This is a genomic window from Shouchella tritolerans, from assembly GCF_025770735.1.
In the GTDB taxonomy this organism is placed as follows: Bacteria; Bacillota; Bacilli; order Bacillales; family Bacillaceae_D; genus Shouchella; species Shouchella tritolerans.
In genome coordinates, this window is record NZ_JAODPB010000013.1 from 1 (window position 1) to 17,217 (window position 17,217).

At 43.4% G+C, this 17,217-nt stretch carries 20 protein-coding genes; 8 read left to right on the top strand and 12 right to left on the bottom strand.

Annotated features, from left to right (window positions below):
- From N6H06_RS22185 to N6H06_RS22205, 5 genes are all read right to left on the bottom strand, one after another.
- The coding region (locus N6H06_RS22185) for an LXG domain-containing protein (RefSeq protein WP_263707951.1) at positions 1 to 246 on the bottom strand (246 nt) is incomplete at its 3' end.
- A 19-nt stretch (positions 247 to 265) separates the two neighbouring features.
- The gene (locus N6H06_RS22190) at positions 266 to 529 is read right to left on the bottom strand and encodes a YwqI/YxiC family protein (protein WP_073304962.1); all 264 of its coding nucleotides are present in this window, start codon (positions 527 to 529) and stop codon (positions 266 to 268) included.
- A gap of 18 nt (positions 530 to 547) precedes the next feature.
- Positions 548 to 931 carry a DUF5082 domain-containing protein gene (locus N6H06_RS22195; protein ID WP_213029408.1) on the bottom strand — a complete coding sequence of 128 codons (384 nt, stop codon included), beginning with the start codon at positions 929 to 931 and terminating at the stop codon, positions 548 to 550.
- Between the two features lie 190 nt (positions 932 to 1,121).
- Positions 1,122 to 2,021 carry a manganese catalase family protein gene (locus N6H06_RS22200; RefSeq protein ID WP_082808421.1) on the bottom strand — a complete coding sequence of 300 codons (900 nt, stop codon included), beginning with the start codon at positions 2,019 to 2,021 and terminating at the stop codon, positions 1,122 to 1,124.
- Positions 2,022 to 2,148: 127 nt separating this feature from the next.
- On the bottom strand, positions 2,149 to 2,757 hold the full coding sequence (locus N6H06_RS22205) for a LysE family transporter (protein ID WP_213029575.1): 609 nt from the start codon (positions 2,755 to 2,757) through the stop codon (positions 2,149 to 2,151).
- Positions 2,758 to 2,907: 150 nt separating this feature from the next.
- On the opposite strand from N6H06_RS22205, the gene N6H06_RS22210 reads away from it, so the two are divergent.
- The 3 genes from N6H06_RS22210 (at position 2,908) to sda (ending at position 5,309) form a co-directional block, all read left to right on the top strand.
- The gene (locus tag N6H06_RS22210) at positions 2,908 to 4,236 is read left to right on the top strand and encodes an amino acid permease (protein ID WP_213029409.1); all 1,329 of its coding nucleotides are present in this window, start codon (positions 2,908 to 2,910) and stop codon (positions 4,234 to 4,236) included.
- Between the two features lie 98 nt (positions 4,237 to 4,334).
- The gene (locus N6H06_RS22215; RefSeq protein WP_062750107.1) at positions 4,335 to 4,976 is read left to right on the top strand and encodes a spore coat protein; all 642 of its coding nucleotides are present in this window, start codon (positions 4,335 to 4,337) and stop codon (positions 4,974 to 4,976) included.
- Between the two features lie 186 nt (positions 4,977 to 5,162).
- Complete coding sequence (gene sda / locus N6H06_RS22220; protein ID WP_082111847.1) at positions 5,163 to 5,309, top strand: sporulation histidine kinase inhibitor Sda; 147 nt, start codon at positions 5,163 to 5,165, stop codon at positions 5,307 to 5,309.
- A gap of 102 nt (positions 5,310 to 5,411) precedes the next feature.
- Here sda and N6H06_RS22225 read toward each other — a convergent pair whose 3' ends face one another.
- Entirely contained in the window at positions 5,412 to 6,362 is a 951-nt protein-coding gene (locus tag N6H06_RS22225; RefSeq protein ID WP_263707952.1) for a cyclodeaminase, read from the bottom strand.
- A gap of 151 nt (positions 6,363 to 6,513) precedes the next feature.
- Between N6H06_RS22225 and eutB the strand changes: the two genes are divergently transcribed.
- Positions 6,514 to 7,539 (top strand): hydroxyectoine utilization dehydratase EutB, encoded by a 1,026-nt coding sequence (eutB, locus tag N6H06_RS22230; RefSeq protein ID WP_263707953.1) that lies wholly within the window; start codon positions 6,514 to 6,516, stop codon positions 7,537 to 7,539.
- Here the strand turns inward: eutB and N6H06_RS22235 are convergent.
- Genes N6H06_RS22235 through N6H06_RS22245 form a run of 3 tightly spaced genes read right to left on the bottom strand, consistent with a single transcriptional unit; the run spans position 7,500 to position 10,416 of the window.
- Positions 7,500 to 8,750, bottom strand: coding sequence for an Nramp family divalent metal transporter (locus N6H06_RS22235; protein ID WP_263707954.1), 1,251 nt, complete (start codon positions 8,748 to 8,750; stop codon positions 7,500 to 7,502). The two genes, eutB and N6H06_RS22235, sit on opposite strands and share 40 nt — an antisense overlap.
- A gap of 21 nt (positions 8,751 to 8,771) precedes the next feature.
- Complete coding sequence (locus N6H06_RS22240; RefSeq protein WP_263707955.1) at positions 8,772 to 9,419, bottom strand: helix-turn-helix transcriptional regulator; 648 nt, start codon at positions 9,417 to 9,419, stop codon at positions 8,772 to 8,774.
- Positions 9,420 to 9,465: 46 nt separating this feature from the next.
- Positions 9,466 to 10,416, bottom strand: coding sequence for an agmatinase family protein (locus tag N6H06_RS22245; RefSeq protein ID WP_404830382.1), 951 nt, complete (start codon positions 10,414 to 10,416; stop codon positions 9,466 to 9,468).
- A gap of 280 nt (positions 10,417 to 10,696) precedes the next feature.
- Here N6H06_RS22245 and vanR point away from each other — a divergent pair, with 280 nt between their 5' ends.
- The 3 genes from vanR to N6H06_RS22260 all read left to right on the top strand — a co-directional run bounded on the left by vanR (position 10,697) and on the right by N6H06_RS22260 (position 13,503).
- Positions 10,697 to 11,398, top strand: coding sequence for a vancomycin resistance response regulator transcription factor, VanR-F/VanR-M family (gene vanR / locus N6H06_RS22250; protein WP_263707956.1), 702 nt, complete (start codon positions 10,697 to 10,699; stop codon positions 11,396 to 11,398).
- Positions 11,391 to 12,497 (top strand): sensor histidine kinase, encoded by a 1,107-nt coding sequence (locus N6H06_RS22255; protein WP_263707966.1) that lies wholly within the window; start codon positions 11,391 to 11,393, stop codon positions 12,495 to 12,497. Before vanR ends, N6H06_RS22255 begins: the two co-directional genes overlap by 8 nt.
- Positions 12,498 to 12,594: 97 nt before the next feature.
- Positions 12,595 to 13,503, top strand: a complete 909-nt coding sequence (locus N6H06_RS22260) for a D-alanyl-D-alanine carboxypeptidase family protein (protein WP_263707957.1) — start codon at positions 12,595 to 12,597, stop codon at positions 13,501 to 13,503.
- A gap of 161 nt (positions 13,504 to 13,664) precedes the next feature.
- Here the strand turns inward: N6H06_RS22260 and N6H06_RS22265 are convergent, their stop codons facing one another.
- On the bottom strand, positions 13,665 to 14,351 hold the full coding sequence (locus N6H06_RS22265) for an ArsR/SmtB family transcription factor (protein ID WP_263707958.1): 687 nt from the start codon (positions 14,349 to 14,351) through the stop codon (positions 13,665 to 13,667).
- Positions 14,352 to 14,446: 95 nt separating this feature from the next.
- Between N6H06_RS22265 and N6H06_RS22270 the strand changes: the two genes are divergently transcribed.
- Positions 14,447 to 15,067 carry a flavin reductase family protein gene (locus tag N6H06_RS22270; protein ID WP_263707959.1) on the top strand — a complete coding sequence of 207 codons (621 nt, stop codon included), beginning with the start codon at positions 14,447 to 14,449 and terminating at the stop codon, positions 15,065 to 15,067.
- A gap of 103 nt (positions 15,068 to 15,170) precedes the next feature.
- Here the strand turns inward: N6H06_RS22270 and N6H06_RS22275 are convergent, their stop codons facing one another.
- Together N6H06_RS22275 and N6H06_RS22280 are read right to left on the bottom strand one after the other, a co-directional pair.
- Positions 15,171 to 15,731, bottom strand: a complete 561-nt coding sequence (locus tag N6H06_RS22275) for a TetR/AcrR family transcriptional regulator (RefSeq protein ID WP_094423439.1) — start codon at positions 15,729 to 15,731, stop codon at positions 15,171 to 15,173.
- Complete coding sequence (locus N6H06_RS22280; protein WP_062750117.1) at positions 15,697 to 16,908, bottom strand: MFS transporter; 1,212 nt, start codon at positions 16,906 to 16,908, stop codon at positions 15,697 to 15,699. Before N6H06_RS22280 ends, N6H06_RS22275 begins: the two co-directional genes overlap by 35 nt.
- Positions 16,909 to 17,217 lie beyond the last annotated feature (309 nt).

Consider the following 17,217-nt stretch of genomic DNA (forward strand, 5'->3'; position numbering starts at 1 on the left):
CGAACGGATTTGCTTCAATTGTTCGATGTATTGGCCGATGAAAAGCTGGAACGCCGCCAATACAGGGAGATGGAGCGTCGCAAAATGGTCTTTGATTGCTTCGCCCCCTTCGCCTTGCAGGGAATCGAGGTGAATGATCTTCTGGATGCTGGCCTGCAAGCGTTCGAGCTGGGCTTGATCGTGAAGCTTTCGTTCCACGATTTCGTCAAGTGCATCGAGTACTTCTTGTACGTCAAGTGTGTTCATCCGTCTGTTCCTTTCTCTATTATCGGCGGCTTGCCAGCATCTTGTCCACGACTCCGTATGTTTGAACGAGTTCTTTTGTTTCTGCTTGTACGTTTTTCACGACGTCTAAGTAGCGATTGAATTGGTCGGCATACCCGCTTTCTACTTCCAGCAATGAATGGAGAAAGGCCATCGACGACGTATGGATCGCAGGCTCGTGATCCGACACGGAATAGCTGGCCTGTTCCCCCGTTTCGCTTAAAGCGCTGAGCACGGAGCCTTCGTCGATTTTGATTTCAGGCATCGGTTCTCTCCTCCTTTCCTATTTCGCCGTTTTTAATGTTTGAAGCGATTGTTGCTTTGTGTCGATCACGATTTGGCAAGAGGCAATCGTAGTTTGGAGCCGCCTCGTTTCCATTTCAATCGCGCGCATCAGTTGTTCCGTTTCGTCTTGTACGTTCGTGTAAGCCAGTTGCATATGGCGGCGAATGTCAGCGTGCGTCGATTCGGCTTGGCCGCGCCACGCATCATGGTCTAGCTCTGGTTCGCTTCCCCATTTTTTATGGTCATGAAGAGTCGCTTGTTCGGAAACAAGCGCTTGTTTGGCCGCCCGCAATCGCTCCAATTGCGCTTCTGTCTGAAAAAGTTGCGCCCGCATCTGGCTAATTTCAAGGTGGAGCTTGGCTATTTCTGTCTGATCGGCCATAGGCCATCCTCCCCCCTAGTGGGTTCATCCTTCCGTCTAAAAAAATGGCTATTCATTCCATTTTATTTTAAAACAACTGTTCAAAATCGTCTAGAAAAAACAGACTCGTACGTCAATTAAACGAAACTAATATAGGGGACTCTCGTGCCACTCCTCGATCATCCTGCAGCATACAAAAAACCTCGAGGTGCTACTCGAGGTCCGTTTCTCGCTTTTGCTGGGGCTTTTGGTTCGCCTGATTCGAGGCTTGATGTTGGCCATCGCACTTTCCAGGGACGGTATTGTGGTAAGCAGGTGGTGCTGGCGGCAAATGAGGTTTTTGCCCCCAGGCATAAGGTTGAGGCGAATAATGAAAATTCCCTCTACTGTCAAAGCTTGGTCCGTATGCCCAACGGCCTTTCCTGCTTGCTTCTCCTTCTGAAAAGTTGAAGAGCGTATAGGAGACTTCCCCTTTTTCGAGAGAGCGGGGAAAAGTGGTCGGAACGACAATATCTTCTTCACATTCTTCTAATTCTTTAATCGCTGCATACCACATGTTTTGATGGTATGTGTCCCTGGCAATGAGAAATGACAGCATGTCGCGAACACCTGGATCATCTGTCATTCCATAGAGTCTTGTCACTTGCAACCTTCCTTGAGACTCTGCATTTAAATTAGCGCGAAAATCAGCGAGAAGGTTTCCGCTGGAAATAATATACTTGGCATTCCACGGGTAGCCCTCACTGTCTGATGCCATCGCGCCTAACCCTGAGACAATGGCATGCTGGGGATTGGTCCCTCCTAACACAGCGGCGAGAGCCGGGTCCATTTCATAGGCGTTTTGTTGTACTTCAAATGGAGCGTTGTCAAGCAGCCTTGCAATCATCGTCGCAAGCATCTCCACATGGGCAATTTCTTCTGTGCCCACGTCGAATAACAAATCACGGTATTTCTTGTCTGCCCGGCAATTAAAACCTTGAAAAAGGTATTGCATCATCACGCTAATTTCTCCATACTGGCCGCCCAACACTTCTTGGAGCTTTGCCGCGTATACAGGATCTGGTTTTGATGGTTTCGCTTCATATTGAAGCTCTTTTACGTGGTAAAACAAGGTCCCATCTCCTTTACTGATGGCCGTTATATACAGCCTCATTTACTTAAATCGATTTGTCTCCACCTTTTTGTGCATACTATACGTTATTTAAGAATGAGCCTGTATCATGCCTGCTTTTTTCGTGCTATCCGAAAAGCAATGCCATGCCATGGTAGCCGAAGTAAACGCCAAAGCCGATTAGGCAAACGCCAGAAAAAGCGGAAATGGCAATGAGCGCCTTTTCATTCATAAAAGCGCGGGCGGTGCTTGACAGAACAGCCATCGTAAAATCCCATGCGGCTATGCCTATAAAGATCGCAACACTGTACAGCCAAACAGTGGCCATTTCATATTCAGAAATCGTTTTTGCTAGCACCGAGCCATAAATGCCGAGCCAAAATAAAATGGTCAGCGGATTGGAAATCGAGATCAAAAATCCAATTTGGAATGATTGTCTCGGTGACTCGGTTGACCTTACGCCGAGACCCGTTTCTGCTTCTTTTTTCACCTTCATAATGCTCTCAAAACCTGTGTAAACAAGGACAAAACAACCAAACAGCCATAAGAAAACAGTCACGATCTCATACTCTAAAAAACGGGAAACCCCTAAAAACACAGCAAACATGTACAGTGCATCTGCTGCCATTGCCCCAAGGCCAACAGCCCATGAATTCATAAAGCCGCCTTTAATGCCTTTTTCTACTTGAGCTGCATTGACTGGGCCAATCGGAGCTGCCAATGATATGCCCAACATGATGTAACTTAGAAATACCAATTTTAATCCCCCCTTGTCCCAGTTCTACTATATTCAGGAACAACGGGTTGTACGACTTTAAATTTCGCATGGTATAGAAACGAAATCAAAGGCAGACGCTAATGAGGAGACAAAGGAGGAAGGTTGGCCTTGAGTAAGAAAAAAGAAAAAAGTACAAGTTTAAACTGGTGGCAACTTTCACTTTTAGGCGTTGGCTGCACAATTGGCACTGGCTATTTTTTAGGTTCGAGTATTGGAATTGGTCTCACGGGTCCTTCGATCGTAATAGCCTTTCTACTTGCTGCTCTAGGCACATACGTCGTCTTTATTGCCCTTGCCAAATTGACGGCTGACGACCCACAAGAAGGATCGTTTTGTTATTATGCAGAACAAGCATTCGGAAGCCGTGTTGGTTTTGCCTGTGGCTGGAACTATTGGATGTCGAACATTTTAATTATCGGCAGCCAATTAACGGCTTTATCGATTTTATCCCGTTTCTGGTTTGACAATGTGCCGCTTTGGGTGTTTGCCTCGATCTATTCGCTTCTCGGCATTGGCGTTGTTTTGCTTGGCACAAAAGGATTTGATTCGGTTGAAAACATCCTCGCTGTCGTGAAAACGGCTGCCATTCTGTTGTTTATTGTGCTTGGGTTTCTCGCTGTTTTTCAATGGCTAGATGGGACAGGGCCGGACCCATCGGTTCCGTCCTCGTACAATGAGTGGTTCCCGCGGGGAATAAAAGGTTTTTGGGGAGCGCTTATCTATGCTTTTTATGCATTTGGCGGGATTGAAGTCATTGGGTTAATGGCGATGCAATTAAAACAAAAACAAGATGCCCCTAAATCAGGCACGGCGTTGTTGTTGCTTTTAGCGATCATTTATACCGTTTCATTAGGACTAGCCGTCAGCATGGTCACGTTTGATCAATTTACAGACAAAGAAAGCCCATTTGTGACGGCATTGTCTGACTATCATCTTGCATTCTTTCCCCATGTGTTTAATGCAGCGATTATTGTCGCCGGCTTTTCAACGATGACAGCGGCGCTATTTGGTGTGACGACACTACTAACAAACTTAGCCCACGACGGGCATGCGCCTAAATGGTTTGAAAAAAAAATCAAATACAAGGACCTTCCTTTGCCTTCCCTTGGCCTTGCTGTTTTTGGATTAATAGGTGCAGTCGTTGCTGCGCTATTATTGCCCGGGAAACTGTTCGAGTATATTACCACGGCCGCAGGAATTCTCATTTTGTTTAATTGGATTTGCATCGTCTTGTCCAATATGCGCTTGCTGAAGCAAACGGTTTTTTCCATAAGTGGAAACATTATTGGTATCTTGTTAATGTTGTTGGCCATCAGCGGGATTTTGGCAGAAAAAACGGGACGGCCAGGCTTTTACTTAAGCATTGCGTTCGCTGCAATCATTGTGCTTATCGCATGGCTTGTAAAAAAACCCCATAAAGAACAGAGCAGCCCTTGAGCTAAAAGGTCTTACCAATTCCCATTTTTCACTGCATAGATCAAAAAAATGAGCTCATACTAAAAATCGTAAGGACATTTCAATTAGGAGGACAAAAAATGGATTTTCAACAGCAACAAAACATGCACCAAAACATCGAAACAGGCCCTGTGACGCCACAAATGAACCATGGTGGCCATGAAATGTTTGATGTACACGAAGTTCTAGCAGGATCAATTAACACAATGAATACGTACACCATGTTAAGCCAACATGTTCAAGACCCTGAACTTCGTGACATTTTGGATAGGCAAAAAGCATTTATGAAACAGGAGTACAACACCACTTTAGAATGCTTCCAAACAGGTCAAGACCCTGCAGTGCCGACAAAAAGCTACAAGATGAAGCAAGGCAATGATTTTACGTATGGCATGAAGCCAGGTGGCCAACCGAAAAAGCCGATGGAATCAACGGCTGAAATCAACGATGAAACCATTGCCCTTTCGATGTTAAACGCAGTAAAATCAGTTGCTCCTATCAAAACAAGCGCGGCAATGGAAGCGACAAACCCAGTCGTCCGCCGTGTGCTTGCCGATTCTTTGCCCAACTGCATTGAAATGGCTTACGAAATTTCGCTTTACCAAAATAAAAAGGGCTATTACCAAGTTCCACAGCTTGTTCAGCAAGATATGCAACAGCTGCAAAACGGCTATGCCCAAGCGTCTATCAACTCGCAAATGCCTGGCAACTCTACGCATTAGAGCGAGTACATGCCGAGCCTCGTGCTTGGCATTTTTATTGTAAGCGATCAACTGTTTACTTTTACAATATTTTTCACCAATATAATGCTTGAAATCGTCTGATCTTCTGGATTATTATAATAAAGGTTGCTTTTTACATCACTTCGAAGTTTTACATCCAAAATTTATGTATTGCGAGGTAATGAAATGACGCTACACGACATAGACGATTCATTATTGGTCGATTCTTACGTAAAAGCGGTCGAACATCGTCTAGAAGATGATTTTATCGCGCTGTTGCAAGAAGAAGTGTTGCGCAGAGGCATCCGTCTCCCAGAACTTGTCCACTCATAAAAATAATCTTTAATTCTTTCTTAATTTTTTATCCTGTCGCAGTCCAAACAAATTTTCCTCTCGTATTAAAACAAATTCAGACAGCGACAGGCTCGACTTCTTTTATTCGCTCCGTTTCATTTTGGCCAACGCATAATTGGCGATGGCTGTATCTTGCACTCCTGTTCCCGTCAAATCACAAATGGTTCGTTCCTGCTCAGACGTCCTACCTACTTTTTCTCCAGTTAAAATCGCCCCTAACTCAATCGCATGTTCGGCTAAAAAACCTTGCACATGATGGAGTTCGCCGATCGTTGAACTTTGTGAATAAAGGTCGCATACAACTTTGTCTGCTTTAAAAAACGCAGCTGGTTCGATTTCTTGCTTATGCTCTGCATCTGAGCCAATCGCATTTACGTGGACACCTGGTAACAGCCAATCGGCTTTCACGATATATTGTTCAGCTGGTGTTGTCGTTATAATCAAGTCCGCTCGTTCAGCAGCCTCTTTTCCACTTTTCGCTACGTGAACAGAAACGTTTAATTCTTCCTCGATCTCTTTTTTATAAAGGCGCGCTTTTTCTTCAGACCGTCCGAAAACAACGACTTCCGCAAAATCGCGGACGAGCTTAAGCGCTTTTACTTGCAGGCGCGCCTGCATGCCAGTGCCAAATACGGCGACCGTTGAAATCGTTTTTTTCGCTAAACAATCGGCGGCGATCGCGCCTGCTAACGCCGTGCGCACATCTGTTAAATAGCCGTTATCGGCTAACAATGCTTTTGGCACCCCTGTCTTAGCGTCCATCGCAAGCATTAGTCCCCCTAAGCTTGGCAGCCCGATCGAAGGGTTGTTAAAAAAACCACAAGAAACTTTAATTGCAAACGTAGAAAAACCAGGGATATACGCTGTCTTAATATCTGCTTCTCCCCGATGTTCCGGTATATCGACACGGATGACAGGAGGCTGTGAGACGGCGCGGGAATGTAGCTTTTTAAACGCTTCTTCTATTTCAATGAGCGCATCATCGCATAGTGTTACATGGTTGCGAATCGCTTCTTCCTGATAGTGCTCCATAAACATCACTCCCCCAGACCTTTTTGGCATAGCTATCCTTTTTTCCTGCCTACTTCTTAAAATTTATTCGCCAACTGAAACAGGAATTCACCTGTGTGTTGTCAAATTGGCAAGGTAAGAGCATTTGCTAGGCATGAATGGAGGCATTCCTGTGGACACGATTCCTGTAAAAGCGGTATGGCAAGCGCGCAAACGGCTTTTGCCTTATCTGCCAAAAACGCCGCTCGTTTATAGCACTCCCTTATCGGGCCATTGCCAAACCCCCGTTTGGTTGAAATTAGAAACATTACAACCGAGCGGCTCATTTAAGCTCCGTGGGGCGATGAACGTTCTCTTGTCTATGTCAGAAGAGTCAAGACAAAAAGGCGTTGCCGCTTTTTCCACGGGAAACCATGGCCTTGCGGTCGCATACGCCGCCAAACAGGCTCAAACACAGGCGACGATTTTTGTATCGGAATCGGTACCGCCTGCCAAGCAAGCCGCGCTTCAAGCCAGCGGGGCAACGATAACCGTAACAGGGCGCAGCCAAGATGAAGCAGGCACAGCCTGTATCCGCCATTGCCAGCAAACAGGGCAGACGCTCGTCCCTCCATTTGACGACGATACGATTATCGCTGGCCAAGGCACCATCGCTTTAGAGCTGCTAGACGATTTGCCTGAACTTGAAACGGTGATCGCTGGATTATCAGGAGGAGGGTTGCTTAGCGGCATTGGCCTCGTGCTGAAACATACCGATCCGACGATTCAAGTGGCAGGGGCAAGCATTGTCAATGGAGCCGCTATGGAAGCCAGTTTGGTAGCCGGCCATCCGGTAGAAGTAGCCGAACAGCCGACTGTGGCCGATAGCCTCCTTGGCGGAATCGGTCTGGACAACCGTTGGACGTTTAAGGCGGTGCAACGCTATGTCGACACGCGCGCACAAGTTCCAGAAGAAGACATTGCCAGGGCGATGGCGTATTTATATGAACATCACCATTTACTCGTAGAAGGTGCAGCTGCAATAGGAGCAGCCGCACTGTTAAATGGCAGTATTCGCCCTAAAGGGCCTACCGCTGTTGTCATTACCGGTGCCAGCATTCATGCGCAAGAGCATGACCGCATCGTCCGTCCTTACCTCAATGAAGCAATGGACTCGTTTCAGCCGAAAAAAGCGCGAACGGCATCGACGAAGCTATAGAGGCCCAGCCCCGTACAGAGGGCAACGACAATTCCGCCAACAACATTCATTTTCAAAGAATTCACATAGTTACCGAGACGGTTTTTGTTGTTCATAATGATCAGCAACATAATGGAAACAAAAGGAAGCAATATCCCATTTAATGCTTGTGCAAACAGAAGCACGTCAAGTGGCTCGAACCCGAGGCTCGATGACACAACACCGAATAAGATGACCGCAGAAAAGACGATTTTAAACCGTTTGTCACGCATTCCTCCTGACCATTTTAAAATGCTGCTAGCGGTAATCGCCGCACCAAGTGGAGAGGCAAGCGCTGAAGTAAAACCAGCAGCAAATAAACCAATGCTCGTAAAAACGAGCGCCCAACTTCCTAAAAGTGGCTCCAATTGGACAGACAAATCTGAAACATTTTTCACTTCCATGCCCTGCACCATTGTAGCAGACGTAATGAGAATAGCCGCAGTAATCAAGCCGCCTACGCTAATCGAAATGACAATATCCCAGCGGGAGTCTGCTAAATGGGTAGGCTTGTTCCACCGCTCAATCACGTTTTCCGAATGAAGGAATAGATTATATGGCACAACAGTTGTCCCAATTAAAGCAATAATCATAATAATTGATTGGTCAGGAACTGTTGGTAGGAATGCTCCTTGAAACAATTCGCCTAAAGGAGGTTTGGCGACAACCATCGTCGTAATAAAGGTGATGCTCATAATGACAACAAGGGCAATCATCAGTTTTTCGACAAGCTTATAACTTCCGCTCAAGCCTAACGCTAGAATGACGATTCCAAAAAGGGGCGCTAGCACGTTTGGCGATAGACCTGTGAGCGTCGAGATACCCATAGACGTACCAAGCAAATCGCCAGCCATATAGGCTGAGGATCCAACCAATATCGCGACTAAGACAAGGAACATCGAAGCATATTTCAGCAACGGATGTGTAAAATGTTCACGGATCGCAGCGCCAAGCCCTTTCTGGGTAATAATACCAAGGCGGGCGCACATTTCTTGCAACACGATTGTGGCAATAATCGAAAAAATAATCGCCCAGAGAAGGGCGAAGCCAAAGGAAGCTCCTGCCCTTGTTGCGGTTGTAACCGTGCCAGGACCAATAAAGGAAGCTGTGACAATGGCTCCTGGACCTATTGCTTTCAATTTGTCTTTAAACATTGCTTTGTTTTCCCTAGGCGGTTCTTGTTGTTTTTCCATCCATTCCCTCTTTTCTGGCGTTTACCCTTCCGCCCTCGATTGTTCTAAATAGTTATAAATCGTTTGCTTAGAGACGCCTAAAATGTCCGCAATCCGCTCCACAGAACCTTGGATGAGAAAAGAACCCTTTTCATCAAGCTGCTGGACAAAATACATCTTTTCTCGTTTGCCCATTTCTTCAATCGGCATGCCAATCTCCATCAATGTATTTTTAATAAGCGTCTCAAAAATTTCTTCAATGTTTTCCGCGTATGATTCATCGGTCACAGGGCTTGGCTGCCCGAAATAATGGGCCGCTGAAAACTCACTAAGCACCTCACAAACGTTAGAAAAGGCAGTGATGTCATAATTAATCCCAAAAAAGCCAATGACTTTGCCCGTTTCATTGCGGATAAACGAAATCGACGACCTTAACGTTCTGCAATCCTTTGTTCGGCTCGTAAAGCCAAGTTTATCTGGCACCTCATCGCCGTACTTTCTTAGTTCTCTTAACACCACTTCAGTCGTCGGTGCGCCATGTTTTCTTCCTGTCACCGTGCCCTTAATGTAAAACAAAGAAGCTTGAACGTTCGTTAAATCATGGATAACCGCTTCACAATTTTTCCCAAACGTTGCGACAATCATATCGGCAATAGGAATAAATTTCCTTAGAATGATTTTATTATCCACTTTCCACCCACCTTTTCTTTTTAACGTGGGCTTCTCATCCCACTATTTAGGATGATACCATGTTTTTCTCGTTCCATATGTGTCCTGCAAGTGCATATAGGACGACTGTGGAAGCCAAGTGGGCGGAAAATTGACTTGGATCTTGTTGGGGGTACACTTCGACAAAATCCATTCCAACGACTCCTTGTTTGCAAATTTCATGGACAAATGTCAACAACTCATAAGAACTGAGGCCATTTCCGTCTACAGGGCCGCCAGGATTGAACGCGTAGTCGAGCACGTCGCTACAAATGCTTAAATACACCTCATCGACATCTTGACTCGCTAGCTGGTACATATGGGCCGCGTATCCTTTTAAGTCACGCTGTTCACGTATGTCATTAATGGTGATGGTGACGGCTCCAGCTTCTTTTGCATTTCTGCCGCTTTCTGGTTTGTTGCGCGGGCCATGAATGCCAGCATGAACGATGCTTTCATTGCGTACCCCTTCTAATTCATACAAGCGTTTAAATGGGCTGCACCGGGCAAACGGATCGCCTTCGTGGTGGGGAAGGTTATCATAATGAGCATCCAAGTGGATAATGCCTACTTTTTTTCCCTCATTAGCAAGCGCTTTAACAATCGGATAGGTGACTCCATGGTCCCCTCCTAAGCCAATGAGAAACGTGCCTTTTTTCCAAAACTCAGCTGCAAACCGCTCAATCCGTCTCATCGTTTCATCGACGTCAGCTGGAACGACATCCACATCGCCAGCGTCACCGAGGCGAATATGCTCAAATACATCAATATGGTCCAATTCAGGCAGATAGCCGCTATAACGAGCCGAGCAAAGCCTCATTACTTTCGGGCCAAGTTCACAGCCTGTATAATCGCCCCATGTGACCGCCCCTTCCCAAGGAATTCCGTAAACCACAGCATCGATCCCTTCAGTGGACTTCGATTTGGCGATATTTTTTGCATTTAGAAAACACGGCGTATTGCCATATAGCTTCTCCATCAAATCCCCCTCTTTTTCTACAAGATGATTGGATATCAAAATGGTAATGATTTTTTTACAATTAGTCAATTTATTTTTATTAAAAGTCAAAAATTCTATGTCAAATCATCTTCCATACCTACTTTTTTGAATGGCGGATTTACGTAATATTAGCTTTTTAAAAGTATGGGGAATCGAGGCAAACGACTGTACATGTCATTTGCAGCTCTGTTTGTTATAATGAATCCGAATGAAGAATGTGGTTTCACAAATGGAAAAAATTTTATACAGGAGTAAAAAAATGAAAACGATATCGATCTTAATTGCTGATGATGAGGAGGAAATTGCTGACCTGCTTGCTATTCACTTAGAAAAAGAAGGATACTGTGTAGTAAAAGCAGGAGATGGACAAGAAGCGATTCACATTGTCGAAACACAACCTATCGATTTACTCATATTGGATATCATGATGCCGAAAATGGATGGGTATGAGGTAACCCGGCGTATTCGTGAAACGCATAATATGCCGATCATTTTTTTGAGTGCGAAAACGTCCGATTTTGACAAAGTACATGGACTGGTTATCGGGGCAGATGATTATATAACGAAACCTTTCACGCCGATTGAATTGGTTGCCCGCGTGAATGCCCAACTCCGCCGTTTCATGAAGTTAAATCAGCCTTATACAGTGGTCGACCCTAAAACACGGTTAGAATATCGCGGGTTAGTTATTTCTCTTGAGCAACGCACCGTAACACTATACGGAGAAAACATTGAGCTTACTCCGAAAGAGTTTGATATTTTATATTTATTAGCAAGTCACCCAAAGAAAGTGTTTAGTGTTGAAAATATTTTCAAGCAGGTGTGGGGAGAAGCCTATTTTGAAGGGGCCAACACCGTTATGGTTCATATACGGACACTGCGGAAAAAGCTTGAAGAAGATAAACGGAAAGATAAATGGATTAAGACTGTTTGGGGAGTTGGGTATGCATTCAATGGCTAAAATGATGCGTAGTTTTCGTGCGAAAATGGTGGCCTTATTTGGATTAAGCATGTTTTTATCAGCTGTGATCACATACGTACTCTTTAAAGGATTGCAGTTCCATTATCACACCGGGGTTGAATACGGGGATCCGGTTACGCACATTCGTAACTGGATAGGTGGATTCGGGGACTTTAACGTCTTTTTTGTTTTGTTTATTTTCCTTTCTTTCCTTTTTTTCTTTCTCCTGACAAAACCCTATTCGATCTATTTCAATGAAATTTCAAACGGCATTCGCCACCTCGCCCGCGGCGACTTTAGCCACACCGTCAATATCCAGTCAAATGATGAATTTAAAGATATTGCAAAAGACATAAATTTGGCCAGTAAAACATTGCAAGAGGCAATTCAACGGGGAGACTTTTCCGAAAGTAGCAAAGATCAATTAGTTGTAAATTTAGCTCATGATTTGCGGACGCCCCTTACCTCTGTTCTCGGTTACTTGGATTTGCTCCTAAAAGATGAACACTTAACGAAAGAACAAGTTAAACATTATTTAACGATTGCCTTTACGAAATCTACACGTTTGGAAAGACTGATTGATGAATTATTTGAGATGACGAAAATGAATTATGGCATGCTTACAGTTGAAAAAAAGACAATCGATTTAACTGGCCTCCTTCATCAATTAAAAGAAGAACTGTATCCTTTACTTGAAAAGAACCACCTGACTGCCCGGATAAATTGTGACCCCGATTTACTCATGAGCGGGGATGGTGATTTGCTAGCACGTGTATTTGAAAATTTGCTGACGAATGCGATCCGTTATGGATACGATGGGCAGTATATCGATGTAAATGGTTTTATGGATGATAGCGGCGAGGTCGTTGTGCAAGTAGTCAATTACGGCAGCAGCATTCCTGCAGAGGAGCTTCCTCATCTCTTTGATATGTTCTATATTGGCGATAAAGCACGAACCGATAGAGAAAATCGGACAGGTCTTGGTTTGTTTATTGCCAAGAATATCGTCGAACAGCATCATGGATCGATTACAGCTGAAAGCAACGTCATACAGACTACTTTTGAAGTACGTTTGCCGAAAGAGGAGCGTTCGGTTTAAGAAAAATTTAATGTTTACCCTACCTCTTTTTTAAATACTTTCACCTATGCTTTAAGCGAAGATACGAAAAATGGCTTAGGTGAAAGGTAGAGGTTGTATGAGAAAGGCTTCAACGTTCGTAAAGATTTCCGTGATTATGATGATCATACTCGTCGCATTATTTAAAGTCGTAGATAAAGGAAGCATCGGTGTCAAAGAGTCCTTTCCTTTCTTTCGTACGGACGAATACGTCAGTCCATACATTTATGTGATGGATCGAGAAACAGGTCGTGTCGTTTATGAAGAAAATGCCGAAACTAAAGTATATCCTGCATCGCTTACAAAGATCATGACAACCATTGTCGCCCTTGAACAGATTGAGGATTTATCTGCCGTTGCCCCTGTCGATGTAACTACGTACCACGAAATGGTTGCTAATAACGCTTCCATGGCCGGTTTTTTTGGCAGGGAAGAAGTAACATACCGTGACCTTTTATATGGAACGATGTTAACATCAGGTGGAGAAGCAGCGAACTCGTTAGCGGTTCATGTGGGGGGAAATGTGGAAAATTTTGTGCAGATGATGAATGACAAGGCTGACGAACTTGGATTGAATGGCACACACTTCACAAATCCAGAAGGTCTTCACAATGAAAAGCAATATACGACCGCTTCTGATATGGCTAAGCTTTTAGACTATGCCTTAAACAACAACGATTTCAAGACTATTTTTACAGCAAAGACATTTCAAACAACGCCAACAGCAGAACATCCTGATGGCCTTTTACTACAATCCACTGTTCTGACATTCCTCCATAAAGAAGAGCAAGATAGGTTTGACATTCTAGGTGGAAAATCAGGAACCACCTACGAAGCAGGACAATGCTGGGCCACACTTGGTTTGGTCGAAGACACCGAATATATCAGTATCGTCATGGGCGCTCCCTTAAAAGATATTAGCCATCCAGATCGCGCCCAAATCGCCGATACGCTCAAATTGTATCGAAAAATCGAGTCTAGTGAATAGTGCCCTCTAGTCATTGCCACATAAAACAGCTGTTTGTAGCTTGTGGAAGAAAAGCCAAGTCATGTGGTTCACTGACTTGGTTTTTTTGTTCGATTTGGCAGTTGAAAACGGCGCTGGCTCTATGCCCGTATCCAAAAAGAACAGGCGCTGCCGCCCTGCCTTTAAATTTCGAGTGAAAACGTTTCTTTTAAGCCTTGTTTTCCTTCGTCTGTAATTTGAATCGCTCGTGTTTTCGGCAAACGTTGCACCCAATTTAACTCGATGAACCTTTCTAGCAATGCATTCCCCAATGCTCCGGCAAGATGGTGGCGCCTTTCACTCCAGTCTAAACATTTGTGTGAAAAGGAACGGCGTTTTTTCCTGACATTTTCCAGGTTGATTTGAAAAGCTTGAAAGAATTCCTCTCCTGATTCAGTAACGACAAAGCCGTCCTTGTCTTCACGAATGACATTCATGTTGAGCAAAGAATCGGTTACTTTCACCCCTAAATGGCCTGCGAGGTGGTCATAGCACGTTCTTGCCGAGCGGATTGCCTTGTCTTGAGAGGCTTGATTGAATGACTTGATTTTTTGTGGCGGCGCAATCGATAAAAGGGACTCCATTATTTTAGCGATTTCTGGATCTTGAATCCCATAGTAACGGTGTCTCCCCTGTTTTTCGACGGCAATGACATGGGCATCGACCATTTTTGCTAAATGGAAGCTCGCTGTTTGTGGCTTGATGCCTGCCATATAGGCCAACTCACTTGCGGGATGGAACCGACCGTCTAATAAGGCGGTTAATATTGCCGCACGAGAAGGTTCGCTTACAAGCGAGGCAACGATAGCGACGTTTGGATTGGCATTCATTTGAACACTCCCTCATGTAATCGATATTTCGATTATAGTGGAAGTATTTATATTCTACAATTGACTAGGAAGGACAACAGAGGAGGAACAAATGAATGGAACAAGCAGCTCAACGCATTCATACAAAAACGATTAAACCAAGCATTTTATACTACGGCACGCCTGTCGTTTTATTAACGACATTGAATGAGGACGAAACCGTCAATATTAGTCCGATCTCGTCTTCATGGGCATTAGGAGACTATCTTGTAGTAGGCCTTGGACTTGGGGGAAAAGCGATTGAAAATATAGAACGCCATCCTGAATGTGTTTTAAATATACCAAGCCCTTCCTTATGGGAAAATGTCGAACGATTGGCTTCGCTAACAGGAAAACAGCCCGTTCCAGAAGGCAAGAAACAGCTTCGATTTACGTATAAAAAAGACAAGTATGGCAGTAGTGGCTTAACGCCTGCTCCGTCTGAAAGAGTAAAACCGACACGGATTTTAGAGTGCCCGCTTCAAATTGAAGCAACAGTGAAACACATTCGCATTCCAGAGCATTCGCCCGATTTTGCGATTGTCGAAACACAAGCAGTACACGTACATGCTCATGGAGAAATTATTATTGGCGACAACCATATTGACCCAAGCAAATGGAGCCCGCTCATCTATAATTTCCGCCATTATTTTGGCTTAGGCGACCAACTGGGAAAAACGTATCGGGCGGAAACATGAACAAGTTTTGTGTTGGTTGCGGTGTTCGATAACGAAAAAAGCCCGCTTCTCTCTTTTCATCCAGAGAAAGCGGCTACTTTTTTTAGCTTTTTTATTTTTGTGTTTAGCCTTGAATGTTATTCCAAAAAATTTTATAAGAAATGTCTAAAGAGTAGTCAAAAGACTGTTTTGTATTATACAGTAAATCTACAATTAGCCCATCAAATAGGACAATGAAGGCAACCGTACACTCGTCTGAAGTGTAATTAAATGTTTCTTTATCAAAAACTTTTTTTATTTCTGTTTTTAGGGTATTGAGATAAGGTATATAATGCGCCGATACATAAGATTGTATTTCTAGTGGTTCCGCAAATGATAATGCCTGCAAAAACCCTGTGTTAGGTTTATCGTATGCCCTTAGACTGACCTCTTTCAGAAAGGAATACAATACTTCTTTAGGAGGAAGGCTCGAAAACCTATCAAAAAAAGATTGTGTAAAAACAATTTCTGCGTCAATCACTTCCTTGTAAAGTTCCATAAATAATTCTTTTTTTGAAGGATAGTGATAGGACAAGGATTGCTTTCTAATCCCCGCTTCCTCAGCGATTTGGGACATTTTAACACCTTCATACCCATTCCTATAAAACTGATTAATTGCTACCTGTTTGATTTTTTGTTTCGACATTCCTTATATTCAACCCCTTTAAACGCTGTTTTACAACCAAGTAAACCACATACACAATTAAAAATACAACGTAAATCAATGTGGCCACAATATAAACAGCTTGATAAGATGCTGCCTCTGCTATTAATCCGAGAATTAATGAACCTCCGCCAATACCAACATCGAAAAAGTTAAAGAAAGAAGCCATTGCGTCCTCATGTTCATTTTTATCTACAAGATTGATACACCAAGTTTGAATGGCAGGAAGCAACGAACCAAAACCAAAACCATAAAATATGGCCGCAATAAAAAAAGTACTATTCGCATTTGCACTATATAATAGACCCAATCCAATGATAGCAAAGATAGCACCTGGAATTAATACAACAGATGGACCATGTAAATCAAACAGCCTACCAGAAATCAAACGTACTGCAAAGCTTGCCGCCGCTATAACAAGGAAAAATAATCCAACATGAGAAAAATCTTTTTCCAAGGCGTATAAAGAGAAGAATGACATGATCCCTCCTGCCGCAAATCCAACTAACAAAATGAGAAGGGCGGGAAATAAAACTTTCTTTTCTAGAATTTTCGTTTTCACATTAGCTTTCTTGTCTAACGCCTTTCCATCTGGCGCTCTCTTAACAAATATCCCCATCATAAGAGCTAATAGCAATACTGACATACCACCTAAAAACAAACGTTGAAAATCATACAGTTCTATGGCCATGATACCTATCATTGGACCGACAGAAATAGCGACGGTTTCCCCTAAACCAAAGTATCCAATCCCTTCTCCACGTCGCTGTTTAGGAATAATTTCAGCTGCTAAGGTAGCAAAATAGGTTGTAGCCAACCCAAAACCAGCTCCATGAAAAAGCCGAATAATCAATAAAGTAGTAATATCAGTAGACAGATAATAGGCTCCAGTTGCCAATGCATTTATTAAAATGCCAAAGATTAAGAGAAATTTTTTGTCGATCTTACTTGCCAGAATGCCTGCAAATGGACGAATTAGAATGGCGGATAACATAAATATTCCTGTTACTACTCCAACTTGACTAGCTGCTCCTCCCATTTCTGTAATAAAGAGAGGCAGCGTAGGAAGCAGCATCTCGAAAACCATAAAAAGCAAACCATTTGAAACTAAAATAAAAATAAATGATGGTGACCATATTTTTATATTTGAACGAGTCATTGTTCTAAGCTCCTTTTGTTTTTCTGTACATCACGGAATCATCTTATCTGATTACAGTCAGATTGTAAATCCCTTTATATCGATTTTAACATTCATTTTATATGACATCAGTCATATAAATCTTTTATTTAGAGCTTTCCGTACCTTGTTATAGCTTAAATGTTTGATTAGAAAGTAACAATATTTCAAAAATGTCTAGCATTCGTCTGTACTACTATTCACAAAAGAAAACATGCGCGTACAAGTCATACTATTAAGTAAATAGATTGAGTATTCAATCTATGATGTTGTCGACAAAGTCGACAACAT

Excerpts from the sequence above, each read along its gene's own strand:
- N6H06_RS22190 (WP_073304962.1), bottom strand. The coding sequence starts at position 529 with ATGCCTGAAATCAAAATCGACGAAGGCTCCGTGCTCAGCGCTTTAAGC.
- N6H06_RS22195 (WP_213029408.1), bottom strand. The coding sequence starts at position 931 with ATGGCCGATCAGACAGAAATAGCCAAGCTCCACCTTGAAATTAGCCAG.
- N6H06_RS22205 (WP_213029575.1), bottom strand. The coding sequence starts at position 2,757 with ATGTTGGGCATATCATTGGCAGCTCCGATTGGCCCAGTCAATGCAGCT.
- N6H06_RS22215 (WP_062750107.1), top strand. The coding sequence starts at position 4,335 with ATGGATTTTCAACAGCAACAAAACATGCACCAAAACATCGAAACAGGC.
- sda (WP_082111847.1), top strand. The coding sequence starts at position 5,163 with ATGACGCTACACGACATAGACGATTCATTATTGGTCGATTCTTACGTA.
- N6H06_RS22225 (WP_263707952.1), bottom strand. The coding sequence starts at position 6,362 with ATGGAGCACTATCAGGAAGAAGCGATTCGCAACCATGTAACACTATGC.
- N6H06_RS22235 (WP_263707954.1), bottom strand. The coding sequence starts at position 8,750 with ATGGAAAAACAACAAGAACCGCCTAGGGAAAACAAAGCAATGTTTAAA.
- N6H06_RS22245 (WP_404830382.1), bottom strand. The coding sequence starts at position 10,416 with ATGGAGAAGCTATATGGCAATACGCCGTGTTTTCTAAATGCAAAAAAT.
- vanR (WP_263707956.1), top strand. The coding sequence starts at position 10,697 with ATGAAAACGATATCGATCTTAATTGCTGATGATGAGGAGGAAATTGCT.
- N6H06_RS22255 (WP_263707966.1), top strand. The coding sequence starts at position 11,391 with ATGGCTAAAATGATGCGTAGTTTTCGTGCGAAAATGGTGGCCTTATTT.
- N6H06_RS22260 (WP_263707957.1), top strand. The coding sequence starts at position 12,595 with ATGAGAAAGGCTTCAACGTTCGTAAAGATTTCCGTGATTATGATGATC.
- N6H06_RS22265 (WP_263707958.1), bottom strand. The coding sequence starts at position 14,351 with ATGAATGCCAATCCAAACGTCGCTATCGTTGCCTCGCTTGTAAGCGAA.
- N6H06_RS22270 (WP_263707959.1), top strand. The coding sequence starts at position 14,447 with ATGGAACAAGCAGCTCAACGCATTCATACAAAAACGATTAAACCAAGC.
- N6H06_RS22275 (WP_094423439.1), bottom strand. The coding sequence starts at position 15,731 with ATGTCGAAACAAAAAATCAAACAGGTAGCAATTAATCAGTTTTATAGG.
- N6H06_RS22280 (WP_062750117.1), bottom strand. The coding sequence starts at position 16,908 with ATGACTCGTTCAAATATAAAAATATGGTCACCATCATTTATTTTTATT.